This is a genomic window from Mycobacterium sp. NPDC003323 (genome assembly GCF_053589535.1).
On sequence record NZ_JBSFSB010000001.1, the window covers coordinates 899,395 to 925,867 of the forward strand.

General features: G+C 68.7%; 27 protein-coding genes. 22 read left to right on the forward strand and 5 right to left on the reverse strand.

Annotated elements, in window-relative coordinates; all coding sequences use genetic code 11:
* Window positions 1-58 precede the first annotated feature (58 nt).
* The 9 genes from thrS (at window position 59) to pdxT (ending at window position 8,860) form a co-directional block, all read left to right on the forward strand.
* Window positions 59-2,107, forward strand: coding sequence for a threonine--tRNA ligase (gene thrS, locus ACWDUN_RS04175; protein ID WP_449924935.1), 2,049 nt, complete (start codon window positions 59-61; stop codon window positions 2,105-2,107).
* Complete coding sequence (locus ACWDUN_RS04180) at window positions 2,104-2,661, forward strand: HIT family protein (protein WP_449924938.1); 558 nt, start codon at window positions 2,104-2,106, stop codon at window positions 2,659-2,661. The genes thrS and ACWDUN_RS04180 overlap by 4 nt, the downstream gene beginning before the upstream one ends.
* Window positions 2,658-3,317 (forward strand): phosphatidylinositol phosphate synthase, encoded by a 660-nt coding sequence (gene pgsA / locus ACWDUN_RS04185; RefSeq protein ID WP_449924940.1) that lies wholly within the window; start codon window positions 2,658-2,660, stop codon window positions 3,315-3,317. The genes ACWDUN_RS04180 and pgsA overlap by 4 nt, the downstream gene beginning before the upstream one ends.
* Window positions 3,318-3,343: 26 nt before the next feature.
* Window positions 3,344-4,273 (forward strand): phosphatidylinositol mannoside acyltransferase, encoded by a 930-nt coding sequence (locus ACWDUN_RS04190; protein ID WP_449926242.1) that lies wholly within the window; start codon window positions 3,344-3,346, stop codon window positions 4,271-4,273.
* Window positions 4,273-5,418, forward strand: coding sequence for a glycosyltransferase family 4 protein (locus ACWDUN_RS04195; protein ID WP_449924943.1), 1,146 nt, complete (start codon window positions 4,273-4,275; stop codon window positions 5,416-5,418). The genes ACWDUN_RS04190 and ACWDUN_RS04195 overlap by 1 nt, the downstream gene beginning before the upstream one ends.
* A complete protein-coding gene (locus ACWDUN_RS04200) occupies window positions 5,418-6,449 on the forward strand; it encodes an NUDIX hydrolase (RefSeq protein ID WP_449926245.1) in 1,032 nt (343 codons plus the stop codon). The genes ACWDUN_RS04195 and ACWDUN_RS04200 overlap by 1 nt, the downstream gene beginning before the upstream one ends.
* 67 nt (window positions 6,450-6,516) lie before the next feature.
* A complete protein-coding gene (gene pdxS, locus ACWDUN_RS04205) occupies window positions 6,517-7,422 on the forward strand; it encodes a pyridoxal 5'-phosphate synthase lyase subunit PdxS (RefSeq protein ID WP_449924945.1) in 906 nt (301 codons plus the stop codon).
* 8 nt (window positions 7,423-7,430) lie between these two features.
* Window positions 7,431-8,279, forward strand: coding sequence for an acyl-CoA thioesterase II (gene tesB / locus ACWDUN_RS04210; RefSeq protein WP_449924947.1), 849 nt, complete (start codon window positions 7,431-7,433; stop codon window positions 8,277-8,279).
* Window positions 8,276-8,860, forward strand: coding sequence for a pyridoxal 5'-phosphate synthase glutaminase subunit PdxT (pdxT, locus tag ACWDUN_RS04215; RefSeq protein ID WP_449924949.1), 585 nt, complete (start codon window positions 8,276-8,278; stop codon window positions 8,858-8,860). The genes tesB and pdxT overlap by 4 nt, the downstream gene beginning before the upstream one ends.
* Here the strand turns inward: pdxT and ACWDUN_RS04220 are convergent, their stop codons facing one another.
* Complete coding sequence (locus ACWDUN_RS04220) at window positions 8,861-10,072, reverse strand: acyl-CoA dehydrogenase family protein (protein ID WP_449924952.1); 1,212 nt, start codon at window positions 10,070-10,072, stop codon at window positions 8,861-8,863. It lies immediately after the preceding gene.
* Between the two features lie 170 nt (window positions 10,073-10,242).
* On the opposite strand from ACWDUN_RS04220, the gene ACWDUN_RS04225 reads away from it, so the two are divergent.
* Entirely contained in the window at window positions 10,243-10,998 is a 756-nt protein-coding gene (locus ACWDUN_RS04225; RefSeq protein ID WP_449924955.1) for a YebC/PmpR family DNA-binding transcriptional regulator, read from the forward strand.
* 26 nt (window positions 10,999-11,024) lie between these two features.
* Here the strand turns inward: ACWDUN_RS04225 and ACWDUN_RS04230 are convergent, their stop codons facing one another.
* Complete coding sequence (locus ACWDUN_RS04230; protein ID WP_449924958.1) at window positions 11,025-11,672, reverse strand: NAD(P)H-binding protein; 648 nt, start codon at window positions 11,670-11,672, stop codon at window positions 11,025-11,027.
* Between the two features lie 30 nt (window positions 11,673-11,702).
* On the opposite strand from ACWDUN_RS04230, the gene ACWDUN_RS04235 reads away from it, so the two are divergent.
* From ACWDUN_RS04235 to ACWDUN_RS04260, 6 genes are all read left to right on the forward strand, one after another.
* The gene (locus ACWDUN_RS04235) at window positions 11,703-12,011 is read left to right on the forward strand and encodes a hypothetical protein (RefSeq protein WP_449924961.1); all 309 of its coding nucleotides are present in this window, start codon (window positions 11,703-11,705) and stop codon (window positions 12,009-12,011) included.
* A 75-nt stretch (window positions 12,012-12,086) separates the two neighbouring features.
* Window positions 12,087-12,644 (forward strand): crossover junction endodeoxyribonuclease RuvC, encoded by a 558-nt coding sequence (gene ruvC, locus ACWDUN_RS04240; protein ID WP_030135185.1) that lies wholly within the window; start codon window positions 12,087-12,089, stop codon window positions 12,642-12,644.
* Complete coding sequence (gene ruvA, locus ACWDUN_RS04245; RefSeq protein WP_449924964.1) at window positions 12,641-13,231, forward strand: Holliday junction branch migration protein RuvA; 591 nt, start codon at window positions 12,641-12,643, stop codon at window positions 13,229-13,231. Before ruvC ends, ruvA begins: the two co-directional genes overlap by 4 nt.
* Window positions 13,232-13,233: 2 nt before the next feature.
* Window positions 13,234-14,292: a Holliday junction branch migration DNA helicase RuvB gene (gene ruvB / locus ACWDUN_RS04250; RefSeq protein WP_449924967.1), complete on the forward strand. Its 1,059-nt coding sequence runs from the start codon at window positions 13,234-13,236 to the stop codon at window positions 14,290-14,292.
* 5 nt (window positions 14,293-14,297) lie between these two features.
* Window positions 14,298-14,684, forward strand: a complete 387-nt coding sequence (locus tag ACWDUN_RS04255; protein ID WP_449926247.1) for a DUF1304 domain-containing protein — start codon at window positions 14,298-14,300, stop codon at window positions 14,682-14,684.
* A gap of 54 nt (window positions 14,685-14,738) precedes the next feature.
* Window positions 14,739-15,398, forward strand: a complete 660-nt coding sequence (locus ACWDUN_RS04260) for a hypothetical protein (RefSeq protein ID WP_449924970.1) — start codon at window positions 14,739-14,741, stop codon at window positions 15,396-15,398.
* Window positions 15,399-15,422: 24 nt separating this feature from the next.
* Here ACWDUN_RS04260 and gabT read toward each other — a convergent pair whose 3' ends face one another.
* Entirely contained in the window at window positions 15,423-16,769 is a 1,347-nt protein-coding gene (gene gabT / locus ACWDUN_RS04265) for a 4-aminobutyrate--2-oxoglutarate transaminase (RefSeq protein WP_449924972.1), read from the reverse strand.
* A gap of 254 nt (window positions 16,770-17,023) precedes the next feature.
* Here gabT and yajC point away from each other — a divergent pair, with 254 nt between their 5' ends.
* The 6 genes from yajC to ACWDUN_RS04295 all read left to right on the forward strand — a co-directional run bounded on the left by yajC (window position 17,024) and on the right by ACWDUN_RS04295 (window position 25,033).
* On the forward strand, window positions 17,024-17,371 hold the full coding sequence (gene yajC / locus ACWDUN_RS04270) for a preprotein translocase subunit YajC (RefSeq protein WP_449924975.1): 348 nt from the start codon (window positions 17,024-17,026) through the stop codon (window positions 17,369-17,371).
* 82 nt (window positions 17,372-17,453) lie between these two features.
* A complete protein-coding gene (gene secD / locus ACWDUN_RS04275) occupies window positions 17,454-19,244 on the forward strand; it encodes a protein translocase subunit SecD (protein WP_449924978.1) in 1,791 nt (596 codons plus the stop codon).
* A gap of 4 nt (window positions 19,245-19,248) precedes the next feature.
* Entirely contained in the window at window positions 19,249-20,484 is a 1,236-nt protein-coding gene (secF, locus tag ACWDUN_RS04280; RefSeq protein WP_449924980.1) for a protein translocase subunit SecF, read from the forward strand.
* On the forward strand, window positions 20,484-22,136 hold the full coding sequence (locus tag ACWDUN_RS04285) for an ABC transporter substrate-binding protein (protein ID WP_449924983.1): 1,653 nt from the start codon (window positions 20,484-20,486) through the stop codon (window positions 22,134-22,136). The genes secF and ACWDUN_RS04285 overlap by 1 nt, the downstream gene beginning before the upstream one ends.
* Entirely contained in the window at window positions 22,106-22,657 is a 552-nt protein-coding gene (locus ACWDUN_RS04290; RefSeq protein ID WP_449924986.1) for an adenine phosphoribosyltransferase, read from the forward strand. Before ACWDUN_RS04285 ends, ACWDUN_RS04290 begins: the two co-directional genes overlap by 31 nt.
* 69 nt (window positions 22,658-22,726) lie before the next feature.
* Window positions 22,727-25,033 carry a RelA/SpoT family protein gene (locus tag ACWDUN_RS04295; RefSeq protein ID WP_449926250.1) on the forward strand — a complete coding sequence of 769 codons (2,307 nt, stop codon included), beginning with the start codon at window positions 22,727-22,729 and terminating at the stop codon, window positions 25,031-25,033.
* 30 nt (window positions 25,034-25,063) lie between these two features.
* Here the strand turns inward: ACWDUN_RS04295 and ACWDUN_RS04300 are convergent, their stop codons facing one another.
* A complete protein-coding gene (locus ACWDUN_RS04300; RefSeq protein ID WP_449926253.1) occupies window positions 25,064-25,495 on the reverse strand; it encodes a DUF3592 domain-containing protein in 432 nt (143 codons plus the stop codon).
* A complete protein-coding gene (locus tag ACWDUN_RS04305; RefSeq protein WP_449924989.1) occupies window positions 25,495-26,472 on the reverse strand; it encodes a peptidylprolyl isomerase in 978 nt (325 codons plus the stop codon). Before ACWDUN_RS04305 ends, ACWDUN_RS04300 begins: the two co-directional genes overlap by 1 nt.
* Window position 26,473 lies beyond the last annotated feature (1 nt).

Genomic DNA, 26,473 nt, shown 5'->3' on the forward strand with positions numbered 1-26,473 from the left:
GCTGGGATAACCCCGATAGCATGGTCGCGATTCACTCGAACCGCTAGGAGAACCCCTGATGACCGCCGCCGCCAGTTCAGCCCCCGCAGCCCTGATCCGGGTCGCTGCCGGGACTACCGCCGGTGCAGCGGTGCGTGAGGCGGGGCTGCCGGAACGCGGTGCCCCGGACGCCGTGGTGGTGGTCCGCGATGCCGACGGCCGGTTGCGCGACCTGTCCTGGGTGCCCGATACCGACGCGCACGTCGAGCCGGTGGCCGCGAACACCGAGGACGGCCGCAGCGTCATCCGGCACTCGTGCGCGCACGTGCTGGCCCAGGCCGTGCAGGAGCTCTTCCCGCAGGCCAAGCTGGGCATCGGCCCGCCGATCGTCGACGGGTTCTACTACGACTTCGACGTCGCCGAGCCGTTCACGCCCGAGGACCTGGCCAAGCTGGAGAAGCGGATGGCCAAGATCGTCAAGGACGGCCAGCTGTTCTCCCGGCGGGTGTACGAGAGCAAGGATCAAGCGCGCGAAGAGCTTTCCGGTGAGCCGTACAAGCTCGAACTGGTCGACGACAAGTCCGGCGACCCCGACGTCATGGAGGTCGGCGGAGACGAGTTGACCGCCTACGACAATCTGAACCCGCGCACCAAGGAGCGCATCTGGGGCGATCTGTGCCGCGGTCCGCACATCCCCACCACCCGCTATATCCCGGCGTTCAAGCTCACCCGCAGCAGCGCGGCGTACTGGCGGGGCAACCAGAACAACGCCAGCCTGCAGCGCGTCTACGGTACCGCCTGGGAGTCGCAGGAGGCGCTGGACCACCACCTCGAACTCATCGAGGAGGCCCAGCGTCGCGATCACCGCAAGCTGGGCGTCGAACTGGACCTGTTCAGCTTCCCCGATGAACTCGGCTCGGGGCTGCCGGTGTTCCACCCCAAGGGCGGGATCGTGCGCAAGGAACTCGAGGACTATTCGCGGCGCAAGCACGAGCAGGCCGGCTACCAGTTCGTCAACACCCCGCACATCACCAAGGAGAACCTGTACATCACGTCGGGTCACCTGGAGTGGTACGCCGACGGGATGTTCCCGCCGATGCAGATCGACGCCGAGTACAACGAGGACGGCACGGTCCGCAAACCCGGCCAGGATTACTACCTGAAGCCGATGAACTGCCCGATGCACCATCTGATCTACCGCTCGCGGGGCCGTTCCTACCGCGAACTGCCGCTGCGGCTCTTCGAATTCGGCTCGGTGTACCGCTACGAGAAGTCCGGTGTGGTGCACGGCCTGACGCGGGTGCGCGGCATGACCCAGGACGACGCGCACATCTACACCACCCGCGAGCAGATGCGCGACGAGCTCAGCTCGCTGCTGCAGTTCGTGCTGGATCTGCTGAGCGACTACGGCCTCGACGATTTCTACCTGGAGCTGTCCACCAAGGACCCGGAGAAGTACGTCGGCTCCGACGAGGTGTGGGAGGAGGCCACCGACACACTGCGTGAGGTGGCCGAGGCGTCCGGGCTGGCACTGGTGCCGGATCCGGGCGGCGCCGCGTTCTACGGGCCCAAGATCTCGGTTCAGGTCAAGGACGCGCTCGGGCGCAACTGGCAGATGTCGACCATCCAGCTGGACTTCAACATGCCGGACCGGTTCGAGCTGGAGTACACCAGCCCTGATGGGTCCCGTCGGCGCCCCGTCTTGATCCACCGGGCACTGTTCGGGTCCATCGAACGGTTCTTCGGCGTGCTCACCGAGCATTACGCCGGCGCGTTCCCGGCCTGGCTGGCCCCGGTGCAGGTGGTCGGGGTGCCGGTCGCCGACGCGCACCTGCCCTATCTGGAAGAGGTTGCCGCCCAGCTACGCAGCCGCGGGGTCCGGGTCGAGGTGGACGGCAGCGATGACCGGATGGCCAAGAAGATCGTCAACCACACCAACCAGCGGGTGCCGTTCATGTTGCTCGCCGGCGACAAGGACATCGAGGCCGGCGCGGTGTCGTTCCGGTTCGGCGACCGCACCCAGGTCAACGGTATCCACCGCGACGCCGCGGTCGACGCGATCGTGGACTGGATCGCCCGGCGTGAGAATGCCACCCCCACAGCCGATCTGCTGACGGTGCAGATGTGAGCGAGGACGAGGCGATCGTAGACACCGGGGTGGGTGAACCCGACCACCTGCAGCGGTTGTGGACCCCGCACCGGATGAGCTATATCGCCGAATCGCCCATGAAGAAGGGCGCCGGGTCGGCGATGTCGAAGGAGCCGTTCACCGATATCCCCGCGATGTCGGACGAGGACGGCTTGATGGTGGCACGCGGTGACCTGGTGTACGCCGTGCTCAACCTCTACCCGTACAACCCCGGCCATTTGATGGTGGTGCCCTACCGGCGGGTGTCCGAACTGGAAGACCTCGGCACCGATGAGACCGCGGAGCTGATGGCCTTCACGCAGAAAGCGATCCGGGTCATCAAGGCGGTATCGCGGCCGCACGGATTCAACGTCGGACTCAACCTGGGCACGTCGGCGGGCGGCTCGCTGGCCGAACACCTGCACATGCACGTCGTACCGCGCTGGGGCGGGGATGCCAACTTCATCACGATCATCGGCGGCTCCAAGGTGATCCCGCAGTTGCTGGGGGAGACCCGCCGGTTGCTCGCCGACGAGTGGGCGAAACAAGCGTGAGCAACTTCTACCTGATGACCCGGGCGGCGTACACAAAAATCTCCCGCCCGGTCGCCAGGGCGGCCCTGAGCGCCGGGCTCACCCCCGACAGCATCACCATCCTGGGCACCGCGGGTTCCATCGTCGCGGCGCTCACCCTGTTCCCGATCGGTCAGCTGTGGTGGGGCGCGGTGGCCGTCTGGTTCTTCGTGCTCGCCGACATGCTCGACGGTGCCATGGCGCGAGAACGCGGTGGGGGAACGCGGTTCGGCGCGGTGCTGGACGCGACCTGCGATCGGCTCAGCGACGGCGCCATCTTCTGCGGGCTGGCCTGGTGGGCGGCGTTCGGCGCGCACAACACCGCGCTGGTGGTCGCCACCCTGATCTGTCTGGTCACCTCGCAGGTGATCTCGTATATCAAGGCCCGCGCCGAGGCCAGTGGGTTGCGCGGCGACGGCGGCATCATCGAACGCCCCGAACGGCTGGTCATCGTGTTGACCGGCGCCGGTCTGGCCGGCATCTTCGGACTGCCGGTGCTGTTGGACGTCGCCATGTGGGGTTTGGCGGTCGCCAGCCTGGTCACCCTGGCGCAGCGCCTGCACGCGGTGCGGACCTCCCCGACAGCGATGGACCCGCTGCCGACTACCCCGGCGACACCCACGGAGGGCGATTCGTGAGCACTCCGTCGGCCGGGCTGCCCAGCCTGGCGGGATTCCGGCTGCCGCTGGGCGGTCAGCTGTCCGATCTGGGTTATGCGGCGGGCTGGCGGGTGGTGCGCGCCATGCCGGAGTTCGCGGCCCGCAACATGTTCGACGCTGGAGCGCTCTACGCGGCGCGCGGCAGCGGGCCTGCGCAGCTGCGCAAGAATCTGGCCCGGGTGATCGGCGTGGCGCCCGAGCAGGTGCCCGGCAGCCTGATCCGGGCGTCGACGGCGTCCTACGCCCGCTACTGGCGGGAGGCCTTCCGGCTGCCGTCGATGGACCACCGCACGCTGGCGCTGCAGTTGCAGGACGGCATCGAGGGCGACGAGCACATCGCCGCGGCGCTGGCCGCCGGCCGGGGCGCGGTGATGGCACTGCCGCACAGCGGCAACTGGGACATGGCCGGGGTGTGGCTGACCAACACCTTCGGCAAGTTCGCCACGGTGGCCGAACGACTCAAACCGGAGTCGCTGTACAACCGGTTCGTCGACTACCGCGAGAGTCTGGGTTTCGAGGTGCTGCCGCTCACGGGCGGCGCGCGGCCGCCGGCGGAGGTGCTGGCCGATCGGTTGCGCGCCAACGGGCTGGTCTGCCTGATGTCGGACCGGGACCTCACCCGCTCCGGTGTGCAGGTCGACTTCTTCGGCGAGGCCACCCGACTGCCCGCCGGGCCGGCGCGGCTGGCGGTGGAGACCGGCGCCACCCTGTTGCCGGTGCACACCTGGTTCACCGACGGCGGCTGGGGCACCCGCATCCACGCCCCGCTGGACACCTCCTCCGGTGATATCGGTGCGATCACCCAGGCGCTGGCCGAACATTTCGAGGCCGGTATCGCCGAGTTCCCGGCGGACTGGCACATGATGCAGCCGCAGTGGATCGCGGATCTGTCCGCCGAGCGGCGGGCCCGGCTGGAAGAGCCCCGGGAGCGCTGATGCGCATCGGGATGGTGTGCCCGTACTCGTTCGATGTGCACGGTGGCGTGCAGGCACACGTGCTGCAGTTGGCCGAGGTCTTCCGCGCCCGCGGCCATGAGGTCAGCGTGCTGGCCCCGGCGTCGCCGCATGTGACGCTGCCCGACTACGTGGTCTCCGGCGGCAAGGCGGTCCCGATCCCCTACAACGGCTCGGTGGCGCGGCTGCGCTTCGGCCCGGCCACCCACCGCAAGGTCAAACGCTGGCTCATGGACGGTCAGTTCGACGTACTGCACCTGCATGAACCCAACGCGCCCAGCGTGTCGATGCTGGCCCTGATGATCGCCGAGGGCCCGATCGTCGCGACATTTCACACCTCGACCACGAAATCGTTGACGCTCAGCGTCTTTCAGGGCATGTTGCGCCCGCTGAACGAAAAGATCGTCGGCCGCATCGCGGTATCGGACCTGGCCCGGCGCTGGCAGATGGAGGCGTTGGGCTCGGATGCGGTCGAGATACCCAACGGGGTGAACATCGCGGAGTTCGCCGATGCGCCTGCACTGCCGGGGTATCCGCGCCCGTCGAAATCGGTGCTGTTCCTCGGCCGCTTCGACGAACCGCGCAAGGGCATGTCGGTGTTGCTGGGCGCGCTGCCCCGACTGGTCGAGCGGTTCCCCGAGGTCGAGGTGCTGGTGGTGGGCCGCGGCGATGCCGACGAGTTGTCCGAGCAGGCCGGCCGGTACGCGGCGAACCTGAGGTTCCTCGGCGCCGTCGACGATGCCACCAAGGCATCGGCACTGCGCAGCGCCGACGTCTACTGCGCGCCCAACACCGGTGGAGAGAGCTTCGGCATCGTGCTGGTGGAGGCGATGGCCGCCGGTACCGCGGTGGTGGCCAGTGATCTGGACGCCTTCACCCGCGTCCTGGACCAGGGCGCGGCCGGACGGTTGGTGCCGGTGGACGACGCCGACGCATTGGCCGACAGCCTGATCGAACTGCTGGGCGACGACGAAGCGCGGCAGCGCTACGTGCGCGCGGCGGCCGCCGCGGTGCGCCGGTACGACTGGTCGGTGGTGGCCGACGAGATCATGCGGGTGTACGAGACGGTCAGCGGATCGGGTGCCAAGGTGCAGATCGCCGGCGCGGCGAGCGGCAGCACCCCGTGATGGTGTGGGTGGTCGTGCTGCTGATCCTGCTGGGATCGGTGCTGCTGCTGGCCGGCAGCTGGGCGTACCTGACCGCCAATCGCCTCGACCGCCTGCACGTGCGTTACGACCTGTCCTGGCAGGCGCTCGACGGTGCGCTGGCCCGCCGCGCGGTGGTGGCGCGTGCGGTCGCCGTCGACGCCTACGGGCGCGCGCCCGAGGGCAAGCGGCTGGCCGCCCTGGCCGATGCCGCCGAGCGGGCCGACCGGCCCGCGCGCGAGGCCGCCGAGAACGCCTTGTCGGCGGCGCTGTCGCAGGTCGATCCGGTGACACTGCCGACGGCGCTCGTCGCCGAACTGGCCGATGCCGAGGCCAGGGTGCTGCTGGCCCGCCGGTTCCACAACGATGCGGTGCGCGACACGCTGGCTCTGCGGGAACGTCCGATGGTGCGGTTGCTGCACCTGGGCGGCACGGCCGCCCTGCCGAGCTATTTCGAGATCGCCGAACGCGCCGGACCGGCCGTCGGGACGGCCGGGGCCGTGACCGATCGGCTGTCCGCCCGGGTGGTGCTGCTCGACGAGGACGGCTGTGTGCTTTTGTTCCGCGGTTCCGACCCGGCCCGTGCCGGTGCGGACGCGCGGCGGTGGTGGTTCACCATCGGCGGCGCGGTGGAACCGGGAGAGGAGCTCGCCGAGACCGCCGCACGCGAGCTGGCCGAGGAAACCGGGCTGGCGTTGGCGCCCACCGAGCTGGTGGGCCCGGTATGGCGGCGCGAGGCCGTCATCGACTTCAACGGGTCCGTCGTGCGCAGCGAGGAGATGTTCTTCGTGCACCGGACCCGGCGCTTCGAACCGTCGACCACGGGGCACACGCCGCTGGAACGCAGCTACATTCACGGGCACCGATGGTGCGATGCGACAATGATCGGCGAGCTGGTCGCCAATGGTGAGTCCGTGTATCCGCTACAGCTCGGCGAACTGCTGGCGCAGGCCGGTGAGCTGGCCGACGTGCGCGGTGCCGGGCCCGGTACGCAGCCTCAGGCCATCCGCTGAGGCTGCGGATTCAATTGATTTGGCACCACCCTTAGACTGAATCAGTAGCGATGTGGAGGAGATAGCGATGGAAACCGCACCTGGTTCCGGTAGTCAGACGGGCACCGCGCGGGTGAAGCGCGGGATGGCCGAGATGCTCAAGGGTGGCGTCATCATGGATGTCGTCACGCCCGAGCAGGCGCGCATCGCCGAGGGCGCCGGCGCGGTGGCGGTGATGGCGCTGGAGCGGGTGCCCGCCGATATCCGCGCCCAGGGTGGCGTGTCGCGGATGAGCGATCCGGACATGATCGAGGGCATCATCTCCGCGGTCACCATCCCGGTGATGGCCAAGGTGCGGATCGGGCATTTCGTCGAGGCGCAGATCCTGCAGAGCCTGGGCGTGGACTATATCGACGAGTCCGAGGTGTTGACCCCGGCCGACTACACCAACCACATCGACAAGTGGCAATTCACCGTGCCGTTCGTGTGCGGGGCGACCAATCTGGGTGAGGCGCTGCGGCGCATCACCGAGGGTGCGGCGATGATCCGCTCCAAGGGTGAGGCCGGCACGGGGGATGTCTCCAATGCCACCACCCACATGCGCAAGATCGGCGGCGAGATCCGCCGGTTGACCTCGCTTTCCGAGGATGAGCTGTTCGTGGCGGCCAAGGAGCTGCAGGCCCCCTATGAGCTGGTGGCCGAGGTGGCGCGCGCGGGCAAGCTGCCGGTCACGTTGTTCACCGCCGGTGGTATCGCCACCCCGGCCGATGCGGCGATGATGATGCAGCTCGGCGCCGAGGGGGTGTTCGTCGGCTCGGGCATCTTCAAGTCCGGCGACCCGGCCGCGCGTGCCGCGGCGATCGTGAAGGCCACCACCTTCTACGACGATCCCGATGTGCTGGCCAAGGTGTCGCGCGGGCTGGGGGAGGCGATGGTCGGCATCAATGTCGACGACATCCCGGCACCGCACCGCCTCGCCGAGCGCGGCTGGTAGCCCGCCGCATGTCGATCGAGGAGATCCTCGACCTCGAGCAGTTGGAGGTCGACATCTATCGCGGCGGTGTGTTCAGCCCCGAATCAGGTTTCCTGCAACGCACTTTCGGTGGACACGTCGCCGGGCAGTCGCTGGTGTCGGCGGTGCGCACGGTGGACCCCAAGTTCCAGGTGCATTCGCTGCACGGGTATTTCCTGCGCCCCGGCGACGCCCGCGCACCATCGGTGTATCTGGTCGAGCGCATCCGTGACGGCGGATCGTTCGCCACCCGCCGGGTCAGTGCGGTGCAGCACGGCCAGACCATCTTCAGCATGTCGGCGTCGTTCCAGACCGACCAGAGCGGTATCGAGCACCAGGACGCCATGCCGACCGCACCCGGTCCCGACGAGGTGCCCGGATTCAAGACCAACGCCAAGGTGTTCGACGACGCCAGCTTCCGGCAATTCGACGAGTGGGACGTCCGGATCGTGCCCCGTGATCAGGTCACCAAGGTGCCCGGTAAGGCGTCCCAGCAGCAGGTCTGGTTCCGGCACCGCGACCCGTTGCCCGATGATCCGGTGCTGCACATCTGCGCGCTGGCCTACCTGTCCGATCTGACACTGCTGGGCTCGGCGCAGGTGAATCACCCCGACGAGCGCAAGCACCTGATGATCGCCTCGCTGGATCACGCCATGTGGTTCATGCGGCCGTTCCGCGCCGACGAGTGGCTGCTGTATGACCAGTCCTCGCCGTCGGCCTGCGGCGGTCGGGCGTTGACCCAGGGCAAGTTGTTCAATCAGTACGGCGAGATGGTCGCGGCCGTCATGCAGGAGGGTCTGACCCGCTATCAGCGCGACTTCGTCCCGCCCACGAAGTGACGGTCCGCGTCGGGGTTCTCGCGCTGCAGGGCGACACCCGCGAACATCTGGCCGCGCTGACCGAGGCCGGCGCCGAGGCGGTCACGGTCCGCCGTGTCGCCGAACTGGACGCTGTTGACGCGCTGGTGATTCCGGGCGGTGAGTCGACGGCGATGAGCCATCTGCTGCGCGAGTTCGAACTGCTACAGCCGCTGCGGGCCCGGCTGGCCGACGGAATGCCCGCCTACGGCTCGTGCGCCGGGATGATCCTGCTGGCCACCGAGATCCTTGATGCCGGGGTGCCGGGCCGGGAGGCGCTGCCGCTGGGCGGTATCGATATGACCGTGCGGCGCAACGCCTTCGGCCGTCAGGTCGACTCGTTCGAGGAGTCCATCCCGTTCACGGGCCTGGACACCGACGTGCATGCCGTCTTCATCCGGGCGCCCTGGGTGGAACGCGTCGGACCCGAGGTCGAGGTGTTGGCCAGCGCCGCAGGACATCCCGTCGCAGTACGCCACGGCAAGGTGCTGGCCACCTCATTTCATCCGGAGGTCACCGGCGACCGGCGGGTGCACCGGATGTTCGTCGACTCGCTGCGCTGACTAGCGGATGGCCAGCCCGGTGAGGGTGCGGGCCATCACCAGCCGCTGGATCTCGCTGGTGCCCTCGAAGATGGTGAAGATCTTGGCGTCGCGGTGCATCCGCTCCACCGGGTATTCGCGGGTGTAGCCGTTGCCGCCGAGGATCTGGATGGCCTCGTCGGTGACGTAGGTGGCGGTCTCGCTGGCGACCAGCTTGGCCATCGAACCCTCGGCGGACTCGAAGGCCTTGCCGTTGCGGGCCATCCAGCCGGCCCGGTAGACCAGCAGGCGGGCGGCGTCGATGCGGGCCTTCATATCGGCCAGCTTGAAGGCCACGCCCTGGAATTCGCCGATCTTGCGGCCGAACTGCTCACGCTCGCAGGCATAGTCGAGGGCGTATTCGTAGGCGGCGCGGGCGACGCCGACGGCCATCGCGCCCACGGTCGGCCGGGTGCGCTCGAAGGTGGCCATCGCGGCCTGTCCGTTGGTCCGCTTGCCCTCGCGCACCCTGGCGATGCGTTCGTCGAACTTGTCCTTGCCGCCGACGATGAGGCGGCCCGGGATGCGCACATCGTCGAGGACCACCTCGGCGGTGTGCGAGGCCCGGATGCCGTGCTTGAGGAACTTCTGGCCCTGGCTGAAGCCGGGCGTGTTCGGCGGGATGATGAACGACGCCTGACCGCGGCTGCCCAGCTCGGGGTGCACCGAGGCGACCACGATGTGCACCTCGGCGATGCCGCCGTTGGTCGCCCAGGTCTTGGTGCCGTTCAGCACCCACTCGTCGGTGGCCTCGTCGTAGCGGGCGCGGGTCAAGATCGAGCCCACGTCGGAGCCGGCGCCGGGTTCGGAGGAGCAGAAGGCGGCGACGTTGGGATCATCGACCGTGCCGAACATCTGCGGCAGCCATTCGCCGATCTGCTCGGGGGTGCCGCCGCCGGCCAGCGACGCCGCGGCCAGACCGGTACCCAGGATCGACAGCGCGATACCGGCGTCACCCCAGAACATCTCCTCGAAGGCCACGATCATGCCGAGCCCGGAGGGTTCGGCGGCCTGCTCGGCGAAGAATTCCATGGAGTACAGGCCGACCTTGGCGGCCTCCTTGATGACCGGCCAGGGCGTCTCTTCGCGCTCGTCCCACTCGGGGGCGGCCGGCCGCACGACGTCGGCGGCGAACTCGTGGACCCACTTCTGCACGTCGAGCAGGTCTGAGGACAACTCCAGGGAGAAGGTCATGGCGCATACCTTACTTTGGAGTAAGTTAGCCGACCAGCGAGTGTGGTTCAGTTAACACATGTTCATCACCGAGCTCGGTGCGTGCGAACGGCGCCCCGGTGCGACGGTCCCGGCCGTCGGTGCCCGTAGACTTGTCGACTGACGTTTCACCAGAAAGAGGGCGTATCTGCATGAGCGGCCATTCCAAGTGGGCCACCACCAAGCACAAGAAGGCGATCATCGACGCCCGTCGCGGCAAGAACTTCGCCAAGCTGATCAAGAACATCGAGGTCGCTGCGCGCACCGGTGGTGGTGACCCGGGTGGCAACCCGACGCTCTACGACGCCATCCAGAAGGCCAAGAAGAACTCCGTCCCCAACGACAATATCGAGCGGGCGCGCAAGCGCGGCGCCGGTGAAGAGGCCGGCGGCGCCGACTGGCAGACCATCACCTATGAGGGCTACGGGCCCAATGGTGTCGCGGTCCTGGTGGAGTGCCTGACCGACAACAAGAACCGGGCCGCCGGCGAGGTTCGGGTCGCGATGACCCGCAACGGCGGCAACATGGCCGACCCGGGTTCGGTGTCCTACCTGTTCTCCCGCAAGGGCATCATCACGCTGGAGAAGAACGGCCTGTCCGAGGACGACGTGCTCGCCGCGGTGCTGGAGGCCGGCGCCGAGGAGATCAACGACCTGGGGGAGAGCTTCGAGGTCATCTCCGAGCCCACCGATCTGGTCGCCGTGCGCACCGCGCTGCAGGACGCCGGAATCGACTACGACTCCGCCGAGGCCAGTTTCCAGCCGTCGGTCAGCGTGCAGGTCGACCTGGAGGCCGCCCGCAAGGTGCTCAAGCTGGTCGACGCGCTCGAAGACAGCGACGACGTGCAAGAGGTCTACACCAACGTCGACATCCCCGATGATGTCGCCGCCCAGCTCGACGAGGACTGAGCCAACTCCCGTCGCTCCGCTCGCCCCTACAACGCGGAGCTGATCGGGGTGTCACCGCCGATCAGCTCGAAGGTGCGCCCGGCGGTGCCGGGATCATCCAGCACCGCCAGCAAAACCGCGGCCACATCGGCGCGCGGGATGTCGCCGCGGCCGGTGGAATCGGCGATGCGCACCCGCCCGGTGCCGGCGTCGTCGGTCAGCCGGCCCGGGCGCACGACCGTGGCCCGCAGCCCGGCGCGCGCCCGCACATCGGCGTCGGCCTCGGATTTTGCCCGGATATAGGCGCGGAACACCTCGTCGTAGGAGTCGTCGAGGCTACGGTCGTCGGCGGAGATCGCCGACACCATGATGTAGCGCGATACCCCGGCCGCCTCGGCGGCGTCGGCCAGCAGGATCGCCGCGTCGCGGTCCACTGTCTGCTTGCGGTGCACACCGCTGCCGGGACCGGCCCCGGCGGCGAACACCACCGCGTCGGCCCCGCGCAGCACGTCGGCCACCTCGGATACCGAACTGTGCTCCAGATCCAGCACCGCCGCCCGGGCGCCGACGGCCTGCAGGTCCGGCACATGGGCTGGGTTGCGCACCAGGCCGACCGCGGTATCGCCGCGCTCGGCGAGCAACTTTTCGAGAATCATGGCGATCTGGCCGTGTCCACCGGCGATGATGACTCGCATGTTTCCAGCCTGCCACGGCAAGATATGCCGATGGCTGTCGTGACGGACCCCAATGGCGTGCAGTGGTCGGTGTACCGGCGCTGGTGGCCCTTCGGGAATGTCGTGGATCTCGCGTTCGACGGGCTGATCGGGATCCTGCTGGCGGCGCCGTTCTTCCTGCTCTGGCCGTTCTGGCTGCTGGCCAAGGGGTTGGGGGTGCGCTGGCGCATCGTGGTCGAGCGCGACGGTACCGAGGTCCAGACCGAGTTCGTGCGCGGTTGGCGACGGTCGGGGGCGCGCATCGACGAGTTGGCGCTGCAGGTGTCCGGCGGGTGGCGATCGGGTCACTTCGCCATCTGACGCGTGTCCCTGACCCGTCGTGTCGGCCCGGGCCGCTAACCTATCGAACAAGTGTTCTTACGCGAAGGGGTTGGCGTGCGGGTAATGGGAGTCGATCCCGGGTTGACGCGCTGCGGGTTGTCGATGATCGAGAGCGGGCGCGGCCGCCATGTCACCGCCCTCGATGTCGACGTCGTGCGCACCCCGGCCGACGAACCGCTGCAGAAGCGGCTGCTGACCATCAGCGACACGGTGGAGCATTGGATGGACACCCACGTCCCGGACGTGATCGCCATCGAGCGGGTCTTCGCCAACCACAACGCCAACACCGCCATGGGCACCGCCCAAGCCGGCGGGGTCATCGCGCTCGCCGCCGCCCGCCGCGGTATCGACGTGTACTTCCACACCCCCTCTGAGGTGAAGGCCGCGGTCACCGGCAACGGCCGGGCCGACAAGGCGCAGATCACCACGATGGTGACGAAGATCCTTGCCCTGCAACAGAAACCGACGCCCGCCGATGCGGCCGACGCGCTGGCGTTGGCGATCTGCCACTGTTGGCGGGCGCCGATGATCGCGCGGATGGCCGAGGCCGAGGCCAAGGCGGCCGAACAGAAGAAGCGCTATCAGGCCCGGCTGAAGGCGGTGCGCGCGTGATCGCCTCGGTGCGCGGTGAGGTCATCGACATCGCCCTGGACCACGCCGTCATCGAGGCCGCCGGCGTCGGTTACAAGGTGATGGCCACCCCGACGACGTTGTCCACGCTGCGCCGCGGTGAGCAGGCCCGGCTCATCACCGCGATGATCGTGCGCGAGGACTCGATGACGCTGTACGGCTTCGCCGACGGTGAGGCGCGCGATCTGTTCAACACCCTGCTCGGGGTGTCCGGGGTGGGGCCCAAGATCGCCCTGGCCACCCTGGCGGTCTACGACGCCCAGGCGCTGCGCCAGGCGTTGGCCGACGGCGACGTCACCGCGCTGACCCGGGTGCCCGGGATCGGCAAGCGCGGTGCCGAACGGATGGTGCTGGAACTGCGCGACAAGATCGGCGCGGTGCCGGGGTCCGGCGGCACGGCCGCGGCGAGCGGTCATGCGGTGCGGGTACCCGTGGTGGAAGCCCTTGTCGGACTTGGCTTTGCGGCCAAACAGGCCGAGGAGGCCACCGACAAGGTGCTGGCCGACGAGCCGAACGCCACCACCTCCGGTGCGCTGAGGGCGGCGTTGTCGATGCTCGGTAAGAAGTAGGCATGGGACGTTTCGACGATGCCGAGGAACCCGAGGACCGGGATGTCTCACCGGCGCTGACGGTCGGCGAGGGTGATATCGACGCCAGCCTGCGGCCGCGGTCGCTGCAGGAATTCATCGGTCAGCACCGGGTGCGCGAACAGCTGCAGCTCGTGCTCGAAGGCGCCAAGAACCGCGGTGGCACACCGGATCACATCCTGCTGTCCGGTCCGCCCGGTCTGGGCAAGACCTCGCTGGCCATGATCATCGCCGCCGAACTCAGCTCGGCGCTGCGGGTGACATCCGGCCCGGCGCTGGAGCGCGCCGGTGATCTGGCCGCCATGCTGTCGAATCTGGTCGAAGGTGATGTGCTCTTCATCGATGAGATCCACCGCATCGCCCGGCCCGCCGAGGAAATGCTCTATCTGGCGATGGAGGACTTCCGCGTCGACGTCGTCGTCGGCAAGGGACCCGGGGCCACCTCGATTCCCCTCGATGTCGCACCCTTCACCCTGGTCGGTGCGACCACCCGTTCGGGCGCGCTGACCGGGCCGTTGCGCGACCGGTTCGGTTTCACCGCGCACATGGACTTCTACGACCCGCCCGATCTGGAGCTGGTCTTGCAGCGCTCGGCCGGAATCCTGGGCATCGCACTGGAAGCCAGCGCCGGCTCGGAGGTGGCCCGACGATCCCGCGGCACCCCCCGGATCGCGAACCGGCTGCTGCGCCGGGTGCGCGACTATGCCGAGGTACGTGCCGACGGCGTCATCACCCGCGATATCGCCAAGGCGGCCCTGGAGGTCTACGACGTCGACGAACTCGGCCTGGACCGACTGGACCGCGCGGTGCTGACGGCGCTGACCCGCAGCTTCGGTGGCGGCCCGGTCGGGGTGTCGACACTGGCCGTCGCGGTGGGGGAGGAAGCCACCACGGTCGAGGAGGTGTGCGAGCCGTTCCTGGTGCGGGCCGGGATGATCGCGCGTACACCGCGCGGGCGGGTGGCCACGCCGCTGGCCTGGACCCATCTGGGCCTGCAACCGCCGGTTCGCGGGTTGGGACAGCAGACCGGCCTGTTTGAATGACCGGCATGCTCGTCGCCGCACTGATCGTCGCCGGCCTGGCCGCGCTGCTGCACGTCTACATCTTCGTGATGGAATCGCTGACCTGGACCTCGCCGCGCACCAGGGCGACGTTCGGGCTGAGCGCGCAGGAGGCCGAGGCGACCCGGGAACTCGCGTTCAATCAGGGGTTCTACAACCTGTTCCTGGCGATCGTGTCCGTGATCGGCATCGTTGCCGCCGCGTCCGGACATGCCGGGGTCGGGGCGGCGCTGATCCTGGCCGGGGTCGGTTCGATGCTGGCGGCCGCGCTCGTGTTGCTGCTGTCCTCACCGGACAAGGCCCGCGCCGCGGTCAGCCAGGGAATCTTCCCGCTGATCGCGGTGGTGCTGCTGGTGGTTCACCTGGTCGGATAGCGGTTACGGGTCGGCCGGGTTGGGTAATCACTGCCGCGGCAGAGGAGGCCCACCATGACCGATACACGCGTGACCACCCGCGGCGGCAGGATGCACATCGCCCGCAGTCGCGGAGCTCTGAGCGGTTTTCTGTTGATCGTCCTCGGCGTGTGGGGTGCGCTCATCCCATTCGTCGGTCCGTACTTCGATTTCGCCTACACACCCGACTCGCCGTGGGTCTGGACCATGGGGCGCGGCTGGCTGGAGGTTCTCCCGGGCGCGGTCGCCGTGATCGGCGGCTTGCTGCTGTTGACATCGCGCAACCGCGCGACCGCGATGCTGGGCGGCTGGCTCAGCGTGGCCGCGGGTGCGTGGTTCGTCGTCGGGCGGGCATTCGCCGCACCGCTGGGCCTGGGCACGCCGGGCAGCCCGGTGGCCGTCACCGAGACCAAGAGTGTGGCACTGGAACTGGCCTTCTTCTCCGGCCTCGGCGCACTGATCGTCTTCCTGGGCGCGGCGGCTATCGGACGGGTCTCGGTGCGCAGCATCCGTGACGTGACGGTGCGCGACGCCCACGTGCGCGACACCACCGTGCGCGATATGCCGGTCGAAACCCGCACCGACACCGGACCGATCATGGCCACCGAGCCGGACCGGACCACGGTGCCGCGTCGCCGGCACGGCCTCAGGAATCGGCTGTTCGGATCCCGTCGCCAGACGCCGGTGCCGCACTAGTCGGCCCGCCGGGTCACCCCCCGGTCAGGCGGACAGTTCGGCCAATGCGGCGGCCAGGATGTCGAGCGCCTCGGTGAGCAACTCGTCGCTGATCGTCAGCGGCGGCAGGAAACGCAGCACGTTGCCGTAGGTGCCGCAGGACAGGACGATGACGCCGCGGGAATGCGCTGCGGCGCACAGGGCCTTGGTCAGCTCGGCGTCCGGTTCGGTGGTGCCGGGCTTGACCAGTTCGATGGCGATCATCGCGCCGCGGCCCCGGACATCGCCGATCCGCTCGTCGTCGGCCTGCATCCGGTGCAGACGATCCTTCATCAGACGCTCGATGGCGCCGGCCCGCTCGACGAGTTGCTCGCCCTCGATGGTCTCGATGGTCGCCAGGGCGGCGGCACAGGCGATCGGGTTGCCGCCATAGGTGCCGCCCAGGCCGGACACATGCGGGGCGTCCATGATCTCGGCCCGGCCGGTCACCGCCGACAGGGGCAGGCCGTCGGCGATGCCCTTGGCCGTCACGATCAGGTCCGGTTCGATGCCCTCGTGCTCGCAGGCGAACATCGCGCCGGTGCGGGCGAAGCCGGTCTGCACCTCGTCGGCGATGAACACCACGTTGTTGTCGCGGCACCATGCCAGCAGCGCGGGCAGGAATCCGGGCGCCGGGACGATGAAGCCACCCTCGCCCTGGATCGGCTCGATGATCACCGCCGCCAAATTGTCGGCGCCGACCTGCTTGTCGATGATGTTGATGGCCCGCTTGGCCGCAAGCGCACCGTCGTTGGCCAGTTCCTTGCCGAACTCGGCATCGCGGAACGGATACGACAGCGGCGCCCGGTAGATCTCCGGGGCGAACGGACCGAACCCGTGCTTATAGGGCATGGACTTCGCGGTCAGCGCCATCGTCAGGTTGGTGCGGCCGTGATAGGCGTGGTCGAAGGAGACCACGGCCTGTTTGCGGGTGTACGAGCGGGCGATCTTGACGGCGTTCTCGACGGCCTCGGAGCCGGTGTTGAACAGCGCCGAGCGCTTCTCGCCGCCGCCGGGGGTCAGCCGGTTGAGCTGTTCGGCCACCGCCACATAACCCTCGTACGGCGTGACCATGAAGCACGTGTGGGTGAACAGACCGGCCTGCGCGGTGACGGCCTCCACCACCCGCGGGGAGGCATTGCCGATGGTGGTCACGGCGATACCGGAGCCCAGGTCGATCAGGCGGTTGCCGTCGACATCCTCCAGGATGCCGCCGGCGGCGCGGGCGGCATAGACCGGCATGGTCGTCCCGACGCCGCTGGACACGGCGGCGCCCTTGCGGGCGATGAGGGCGGCGGATTTCGGTCCGGGGATGGCGGTCGCGAGGTGGCGGGTCTGTTCGACGGCAGTCACAGCTGACTCCTGCTGGTCGGGTGGTGGGGACGCGCAGATCCAACCCTAGTCCGCTGGCTGCGGATGCGGGTGAAAACAGCAGTTGGCGCGTGATCTTGCTGCGGATCACGTTTATTCACCTCGATTGTGCCACGGATTCAGTCGAGACGTGACACGGCGGCTCCGGAGTTCGGGGTGACCGGCAGGGCGGCGACCTCGGTAATGGCACACTGGTGTGCCGTACCCGCTGAACAACCGCGAAGGACAGCAGTTTCATGGATCTCGTCGTATTCCTGCCCCTCTTCATCATTCTGGGCGCCTTCATGTTCTTCGCGTCGCGCCGTCAGAAGAAGGCCATGCAGGCCACCATCGACCTGCACAACTCGCTGACCGTCGGCGACCGCGTGCACACCACGTCCGGTCTGCAGGGCACCATCGCCGGCATCACCGACGACTACGTCGACCTGGAAATCGCCCCCGGCGTCGTGACCACCTGGATGAAACTGGCCGTTCGGGACCGCATCGAAGAGGCCGATTACGACGACGAGGACGACACCGTCGAGGACGAGTCCGGTGCCGTCGAACTGACCGATCGCCCGACACCCAAGACTGACAGCAACTGACCCAGGGTCACCGCGTACCCTCCCGGTAACGCAGTCCCTCCAGTACCCGCCGTCCTGATCGTTTCGAGGAGACCCCAGAACCGTGGCATCGTCTTCGGCGCCGGTCCACCCTGCCCGCTATCTGTCGCTCTTCCTGGCGCTCCTCGTCGGTTCCTATCTGCTGGTGTTCCTGACCGGCGATAAGAAGGCCGAGCCCAAGCTGGGTATCGATCTGCAGGGCGGTACCCGCGTCACCCTCACCGCGCGCACCCCCGACGGATCGCAGCCCAGCCGTGAGTCGCTGCTGCAGGCGCAGGAGATCATCAGCTCCCGCGTCGACGGCCTGGGTGTCTCCGGGTCCGAGGTCGTCATCGACGGTGACAACCTGGTGATCACCGTGCCGGGCAACGACGGCTCCGAGGCCCGCAGCCTGGGTCAGACCGCCCGGCTCTACATCCGTCCGGTGATCCACGCCATGCCCGCCCAGCCCGCCGGTGAACAGCCCGAGGGTGCTCCCGAAGGCGCTCCACCGGGTCTGCCGCCGGGTGGTCAGTTGCCGCCGGGGCTGGACCAGAACATGCCACCGCTGATCGCGCCGGCCGAGCCCGAGGCGCCGATCCGCACGCCGGGGCAGCCGGGTGATCCGGCCGCGCCGCCGCCCGCGCAGCCGCGGCCCTACCCGCTGGAGCCGCCGCCGCCACCGGGTCCGGAGCCCACCCCCGCGCCGGCCCCCGCCCCCGCACCGGCGCCCGAGGCGCCGGCGCCGGGCACCCCGGACGAGGATGCCACCCTGGCCCAGCGCATCGCCGATGAGAAGCAGCTGCGCCAGAGCACCGACCAGAGCATCCAGCTGCTGGCCCTGCAGTTCCAGGCCACCCGCTGCGATGAGGACGACGTGCTGGCGGGCAACGATGATCCCAATCTGCCGCTGGTCACCTGCTCCACCGACCACAACACGGTCTACCTGCTGGACAAGTCGATCATGAGCGGCGAGGAGATCGCGACCGCCGGCTCCGGGCTGGACCAGCAGCGCGGCGATTACGTCGTCGACGTCGAATTCAAGAGCGGCGGATCCAAGACCTGGGCCGATTTCACCGCCGCCAACGTCGGTACCCAGACCGCGTTCACGCTCGACTCGCAGGTGGTCAGCGCGCCCGAGATCCAGGAGGCGATCCCGGGCGGCCGCACCCAGATCACCGGTCAGTTCACCGAATCCTCGGCGCGTGAGCTCGCCAACGTGCTGAAGTACGGTTCGCTGCCGCTGTCCTTCGATTCGTCGGAAGCCGAGACCGTCTCGGCCACATTGGGACTGGCCTCGCTGGAGGCCGGTCTGATCGCCGGTGCGGTCGGTCTGGCGCTGGTGCTGATCTATGCGTTGCTCTACTACCGGGCGCTGGGACTGCTCACGGCGTTGTCACTGGTGCTGGCCGGCGCCATGGTCTACGCGCTGCTGGTGCTGCTCGGTCGATGGATCGGCTACACCCTCGACCTGGCCGGTATCGCCGGTCTGATCATCGGTATCGGCACCACCGCGGACTCGTTCGTGGTGTTCTTCGAGCGCATCAAGGACGAGATCCGCGAGGGCCGCTCCTATCGCTCGGCGGTGCCGCGCGGCTGGGCGCGGGCCCGCAAGACCATCTTGTCCGGTAACGCGGTGACCTTCCTGGCCGCCGCGGTGCTCTACATGTTGGCCGTCGGCCAGGTGAAGGGCTTCGCCTTCACACTCGGCCTGACCACCATCCTGGACGTGATGGTGGTGTTCCTGGTGACCTGGCCGCTGGTCTATCTGTCGTCGAAGTCGACGACGTTGGCCAAACCGGCGTTCAACGGTCTCGGTGCGGTCCAGTTGATCGCCCGCGAACGGCGCGCCGCGCACACGACGGGACGGGGTTGATCAGATGTCGGCCAAACATTCCAGCGCCGAGAGCACCGAAGCGGTCGAACTGACCGGCACCGGATCCACGCCGCAGCACGGGTTCTTCGTCCGCCTCTACACGGGCACCGGCGCCTTCGAGGTCATCGGCAAGCGCAAACTCTGGTACGCCGTCAGCGGTGTCATCGTGCTCGTGTGCCTGCTCGCGATGCTGCTGCGCGGCTTCGCCCTGGGCATCGACTTCGAGGGCGGCACCAAGGTGTCCATGCCGGTCGACGGCGCCAACGGGCAGGCGACCACCGAACAGGTGGAGACCGTCTACAGCGACACCTTCGGCAGCCCGCCCGAGACCGTCGTGATCGTCGGCAACGGCCCGTCGGCGACGGTCCAGATCCGTACCGAGACGCTGTCCAACGAGGACACCGAGAAGCTGCGCACCGCACTGTTCGACGCGTTCGCACCCAAGGGATCCGACGGCCAGCCCAGCAAGCAGGCCATCAGCGATTCCGCGGTGTCGTCCACCTGGGGCGGGCAGATCACCCAGAAGGCGCTCATCGCCCTGGTGGTGTTCCTGGTGCTGGCGGCCATCTACATCACCGTGCGCTACGAGCGGTACATGGCGATCGCCGCACTGGCGACGCTGGTCTTCGACCTGGTGGTGACCGCGGGCTTCTACGCCCTGGTCGGCTTCGAGGTCACCCCGGCCACCGTGATCGGCCTGCTGACCATCCTCGGCTTCTCGCTGTATGACACCGTCATCGTGTTCGACAAGGTGGAGGAGAACACCGCAGGTTTCGAGCACACCACCCGACGCACCTTCGCCGAGCAGGCCAACCTGGCCATCAACCAGACCTTCATGCGGTCGATCAACACCGGTTTCATCTCGGTGCTGCCGATCCTGGCGCTGATGGTCGTGGCGGTCTGGCTGCTCGGTGTGGGCACACTGCAGGATCTGGCGCTGGTGCAGTTGGTCGGCGTGGTCGTCGGCACCTACTCGTCGATCTACTTCGCCACCCCGCTGCTGGTGAGCCTGCGTGAGCGCACCGAACTGGTGCGCAACCACACCCGCAAGGTGATGCGGCGGCGGGCGGCCGTCGCGGCCAAGACCGGTGGCGCGGTCGAACTCGACGAGTCCGAGGACGCGGTCGAGGACGCGTCGGCCGTCGAGGTCAGCGCACCCGCGGCCCCGGCACCGGACAAGCCGTCGCCGGGAGCCAAGCCGCTGCGTCCCAACCGACCGTCGGGCAAACGGCGGACCTAATGCCTCGGCGCGTGACCGGCCGGGCGGGTGCTGCGGCAAGCCTGGCGATGTCGGCGGCCCTGGTGCTGGCCGGCTGCTCTGCGGGCTCCGACGACGTCATCGACTACGCCGTCGACGGAATGCTCACCACCTACAACGCCAACACCGTCAACGGCGCCGCCTCGGGTGGTCCGCAGGCGTTCGCCCGGGTGCTGACCGGTTTCACCTACCGCGGCCCGGACGGGCAGACCGTCAGCGACCGCGATTACGGCACCGTCGCCGTGGTCGGCCGCGCGCCGCTGATCCTGGACTACGAGATCAACGCCGACGCGGTGTACTCCGACGGCAAACCGATCACCTGTGACGACATGGTGCTGACCTGGGCTGCCCAGTCCGGCCGGTTCCCGGCCTTCGACGCCGCCAGCAGCGCCGGCTACCGCGATATCGCGACGGTGGACTGCGTGCCCGGTCAGAAGAAGGCCCGGGTGACCTTCGCCCAGGACCGCGGGATCGTCGACTACGGTCAGCTCTTCGGTGCCACCTCGCTGATGCCCTCACATGTCATCGCCGACGAGCTCGGGCTCGGCGAGGGCGGCGTGACCCGGGCCGTGCAGGCTCCCGACCTCCCCGCGCTGGACCGCATCGCCGCCGCGTGGAATTCGAGCTGGGACCTCGGTCCGGACACCGATGTGAAGAAGCTGCCGTCGTCGGGTCCCTACAAGATCGAATCCGTCACCGACGACGGGGCGGTGACGCTGATCGCCAACGACAAGTGGTGGGGCGCCGCCCCGGCCGCGCCCCGGGTGACGGTATGGGCGCGCGGGGCCGACATCCAGGACCGGATCAACAACGGATCCTTCGACGTCGTCGATATCGCGGCCGGTTCCTCGGGCACGCTGAACCTGCCCGCCGGCTATACCCGCACGGACACACCGTCGGCGGGCATCGAGCAGCTCATCTTCTCAGCGCAGGGACCGATGGCCGCACCGCCCAACCGGCGGGCGCTGTCGCTGTGCACGCCGCGCGAGAACATCGCGCGTAACGCCCAGGTACCGATCGCCAACGCCCGGCTCAGCCCGACCGCCGAGGACGCCCTGTCGGCCGCCGAGAGTGCCGGTGCGGCAGGACAGTTCGTGGTCCCGGACATCGCGGGCGCGCGGCTGGCGCTCAACAACCAGCCGCTGACCGTGCGGATCGGCTACCAGAGCCCCAACCCGCGATTGGCGGCCACCGTCGGGGCGATCGCCCAAGCATGCGCCCCGGCCGGCATCACGGTGACCGACGCCGCCGATGACGTCGTCGGCCCGCAAAGCCTGCGCGACAACACCATCGACGTGCTGATCGCCAGCACCGGTGGCGCGGCCGGCAGCGGTTCCACCGGTTCGTCGGCGCTGGACGCCTACGACCTGCACACCGGCAACGGCAACAACCTGTCCGGCTACAGCAACGAACGCATCGACGGCATCATCGACGCGTTGGTGGTCACGGCCGACCCCAAGGAACTGGCCCGGCTGCTGGCCGAGAGCGGACCCATCCTCTGGGCGGACGTTCCCACCCTGCCGCTGTACCGTCAGCAGCGCACCCTGCTGACCTCCAAGCAGGTGGGCGCCGTCAGCAGCAATCCGACCCGATGGGGAGCAGGATGGAACATGGATCGGTGGACCCTCTCGTGAGCGATACCGCTGCGTTGATCAATCGGCTGACCCGCGAGGTGGACGATTTCCCGAGCCCCGGTGTGCAGTTCAAGGACCTGACTCCCGTGCTGGCCGACCCGCAGGGCCTGGCCGCCCTCACCGACGCGCTGGCCGAGGCGGCCGAGGGGGCCGATCTGATCGCCGGCGTCGACGCCCGCGGGTTCCTGCTCGGTGCGGCGGTCGCGCTGCGCCGCGGCACCGGGGTGCTGGCCGTGCGCAAGGGCGGCAAGCTGCCCCCGCCGGTGCACACCGTGCACTACGACCTCGAATACGGTTCGGCGACGCTGGAGATCCCCGCCGACGGTATCGATCTGGCCGGCCGCAGCGTTCTGGTGATCGATGATGTGTTGGCGACCGGCGGCACGCTGGCCGCCGCCGCCGCGGTGCTGCAGAAGGCCGGGGCCCGGGTCACCGGCGCCGCGGTGGTGTTGGAGTTGGTGGCACTGAATGGGCGCGCGGCGGTACAACCACTGCCGGTCACCAGTCTCATCACCGGCTGAGGGATATCCTCGAAGTCCGAAGATGGCGAGGAGGTGAACGTGGCAGACGACCCCGGTACCGGTCAGGCGGTGCAATCCGCGCCGGCGGGCGACGGCACGCAGCCGGACACCTCGAAGATCAGCGCGTCGCGGCGCGTGCGGGCCCGGTTGGCCCGACGGATGACATCGCAGCGCAGCCTGGTCAATCCCGTGCTGGAACCGCTGGTGGCGGTGCACCGGCAGTTCCACCCCAAGGCCGACCTGGCGATCCTGCAGCGCGCCTACGATGTCGCCGAGCAGCGCCATGCCGACCAGTTGCGCCGCTCCGGCGACCCCTACATCACCCATCCGTTGGCGGTGGCCAACATCCTGGCCGAGCTCGGTATGGACACCACGACGCTGGTGGCCGCGCTGCTGCACGACACCGTCGAGGACACCGGGTACGCGCTGGAGGCGCTGACAGGAGATTTCGGCAGTGAGGTCGGCCACCTCGTGGACGGGGTGACCAAGCTGGACAAGGTGGCGCTGGGCACCGCCGCCGAGGGCGAGACCATCCGCAAGATGATCATCGCGATGGCGCGCGATCCGCGCGTGCTGGTGATCAAGGTCGCCGACCGGTTGCACAACATGCGCACGATGCGCTTCCTGCCGCCGGAGAAGCAGGCCCGCAAGGCCCGCGAGACGCTGGAAGTCATTGCCCCGCTTGCGCATCGACTCGGCATGGCGACGGTGAAGTGGGAGCTGGAGGACCTGTCCTTTGCCATCCTGCATCCCAAGCGCTATGAGGAGATCGTCCGGCTGGTGGCCGACCGGGCGCCGTCGCGCGACACCTACCTGGCCCGGGTCCGGGCCGAGATCGGCTCCTCGCTGGCGGCCATGAAGATCAACGCCACGGTCGAGGGCCGGCCCAAGCACTACTGGTCGATCTACCAGAAGATGATCGTCAAGGGCCGCGACTTCGACGATATCCACGACCTGGTCGGCGTGCGGATCCTGTGCGATGACATGCGTGACTGCTATGCCGCCGTCGGCGTGGTCCATTCGCTGTGGCAGCCGATGGCCGGCCGGTTCAAGGACTACATCGCCCAGCCGCGCTACGGGGTGTACCAGTCGCTGCACACCACCGTCATCGGCCCCGAGGGCAAGCCGCTGGAAGTGCAGATCCGCACCATCGACATGCACGACACCGCCGAGTTCGGCATCGCCGCGCACTGGCGTTACAAAGAAGCCAAGGGGCGCAACGGCTTACCGGCCGGGCACACCGCCGCCGAGATCGACGAGATGGCCTGGATGCGCCAACTTCTCGACTGGCAGCGGGAAGCCGCCGACCCCGGGGAGTTCCTGGAGTCGCTGCGTTACGACCTTGCGGTCCAGGAGATCTTCGTCTTCACCCCGAAGGGTGACGTCGTCACCCTGCCCACCGGCTCGACACCGGTCGACTTCGCCTATGCCGTGCACACCGAGGTCGGGCACCGCTGTATCGGCGCCCGGGTCAATCACCGGCTCGTCGCCCTGGAACGCAAGCTGGAGAACGGCGATCAGGTGGAGGTGTTCACCTCCAAGGCCGCCAACGCCGGCCCGTCGCGGGATTGGCAGTCCTTCGTCGTGTCGCCGCGCGCCAAGGCCAAGATCCGGCAGTGGTTCGCCAAGGAGCGTCGCGAGGAGGCGCTGGAGGCCGGTAAGGACGCCATCGTCCGCGAGGTGCGCCGCGGCGGACTTCCCTTGCAGCGCTTGATGAGTGTGGACTCGATGGCGACGCTGGCCCGCGAACTGCACTACGCCGATGTGTCGGCGCTGTACACGGCCGTGGGAGAGGGACACACCTCGGCCCGGCACGTGGTGCAGCGGCTGCTGGCCCAGTTCGGCGGGGACGAGGAGGCCGAGGACGAGATCGCCGAGCGGTCCACCCCGGCGACCATGCCGGTGCGCCAGCGCACCAGTGACGATGTGGGCGTGTCGGTGCCGGGTGCGGTCGGCGTGCTGACCAAGCTCGCCAAGTGCTGCACCCCGGTGCCCGGGGACACCATCATGGGATTCGTGACCCGCGGCGGCGGGGTGAGCGTGCACCGCACCGACTGCACCAATGCGGAGTCGCTGCAGGAGCAGTCCGAACGGATCATCGAGGTGCACTGGGCGCCGTCGCCGTCCTCGGTGTTCCTGGTGGCCATCCAGGTCGAGGCGCTCGACCGGCACCGGCTGCTCTCCGACGTCACCCGGGTGCTCGCCGACGAGAAGGTCAACATCCTGTCGGCGTCGGTGACCACGTCCAACGACCGGGTTGCCATCAGTCGCTTCACCTTCGAGATGGGTGACCCCAAGCATCTGGGTCATGTGCTCAACGTGGTGCGCAATGTCGAGGGTGTCTACGACGTCTACCGCGTCACGTCCGCGGCGTGAGCCGCAATCCGGCTGCCGCGGCGTGACGGTCTAGTCGACCATCAGCGCCGTCCCGATGAGGACGGCGATGACACCGGCCGCCGCGGCGGTCAGCGTCAGGCCGAACCCGGCCCGGCCGAGCACCGAGTCGGCGGGATCGGCGGGATTGACGTAGACCGTCACCTCGTCGGGTAGCCGGGCCAGATCGCGTGCGGCATTGGAGCGTATCCGCGCACCGGTGACGGGGGTGAGCCGCTCGCCGGTGTAGACGGTGCCGCCGAAGGTGTATTCGTAGCGCACCGCCGTCTCGTAGCGTTGCGCGTCACCGCCCGCCTCGGTCGGATCGGCCGCGTCCAGACCGCGGGCCACGACCCGCCCGCGCACCGCGACATAGGACCGGACCTGCCAGACCCGTCGGGCCAGGACTCCGGCGGACACCAGCGCGGACAGTCCGATGAAGAGCAGGAATCCGCCGGCGAGCATCACTGCACCAGCACCGAGTCGATGGTCACCGGCGTGGCCGGTTCGCCGTCGTCGCTGCCGTCGGCGACGCCGCCGGCGGCGATCTGGTCCAGCACGTCCAGGCCGCTGGCGTCGATGGTGCCGAACACGGTGTAGGTCGGCGGCAGCTGCGAATCCTCGTAGACCAGGAAGAACTGGCTGCCGTTGGTGCCCGGGCCGGCGTTGGCCATGGCCAGCGTGCCGCGCGGGTACAGCGTCGGGGTCCGGATGGCGGGGTCGGTCAGCCGGAACTGGTTGGTCGGGTACTCGTTGGGGAACTGGTAGCCCGGCCCGCCGGTGCCCGTGCCGGCCGGATCGCCGCACTGCAGTACCCGCAGGTCGGCCGAGGTGGTCAGCCGGTGGCAGCTCGTCCCGTCGAAGTAGCCCTGCGCGGCCAGGCTGGCGAAGTTGTTCACCGTGCACGGCGCCTGCCCGTTGTTCAGCAGGATGCCGATGATGCCGTTGTCGGTGGTGATCTCGCTTTCCACCGTTGCCGGTGTCCGCGGAACGCGGCCCATCCGGGGCGGGTCGACCGGCCTGCTGGCCTCCTCGGGTGTCGGCAGGTACTGGCAGTTGGACCCCAGCGTCTCCGGCGGGTCGAACGCCGGCAGCTCCTCGACCATGCCCGGTCGGGCGGTGTAGCCCGGCGCGGACGGGTCGTAGTTGCGGATGTCCTCGACGATCGCCCGGGTCGCGACCACGGCGATGATGAGCACCAGCACACCGAACACCGTCAGCAGATAGCCGACCACCAGGCCGGCGATGGCCATCCCGCGGCCCTCCTCGCCGGTGCGTTTGATCTGCCGCAGCGAGATGTGGCCGAACACGATGCCCAGCGGGGCGATCAGGATCCCGCAGATCAGCGCCGCCACCGCCAGCGAATTGGTGGGTCGCGATGCCGGTGGCGGATAGCCGTACTGCGGTGGGTAGCCGTAGGGGCCACCCGGCGGGGTGTACATC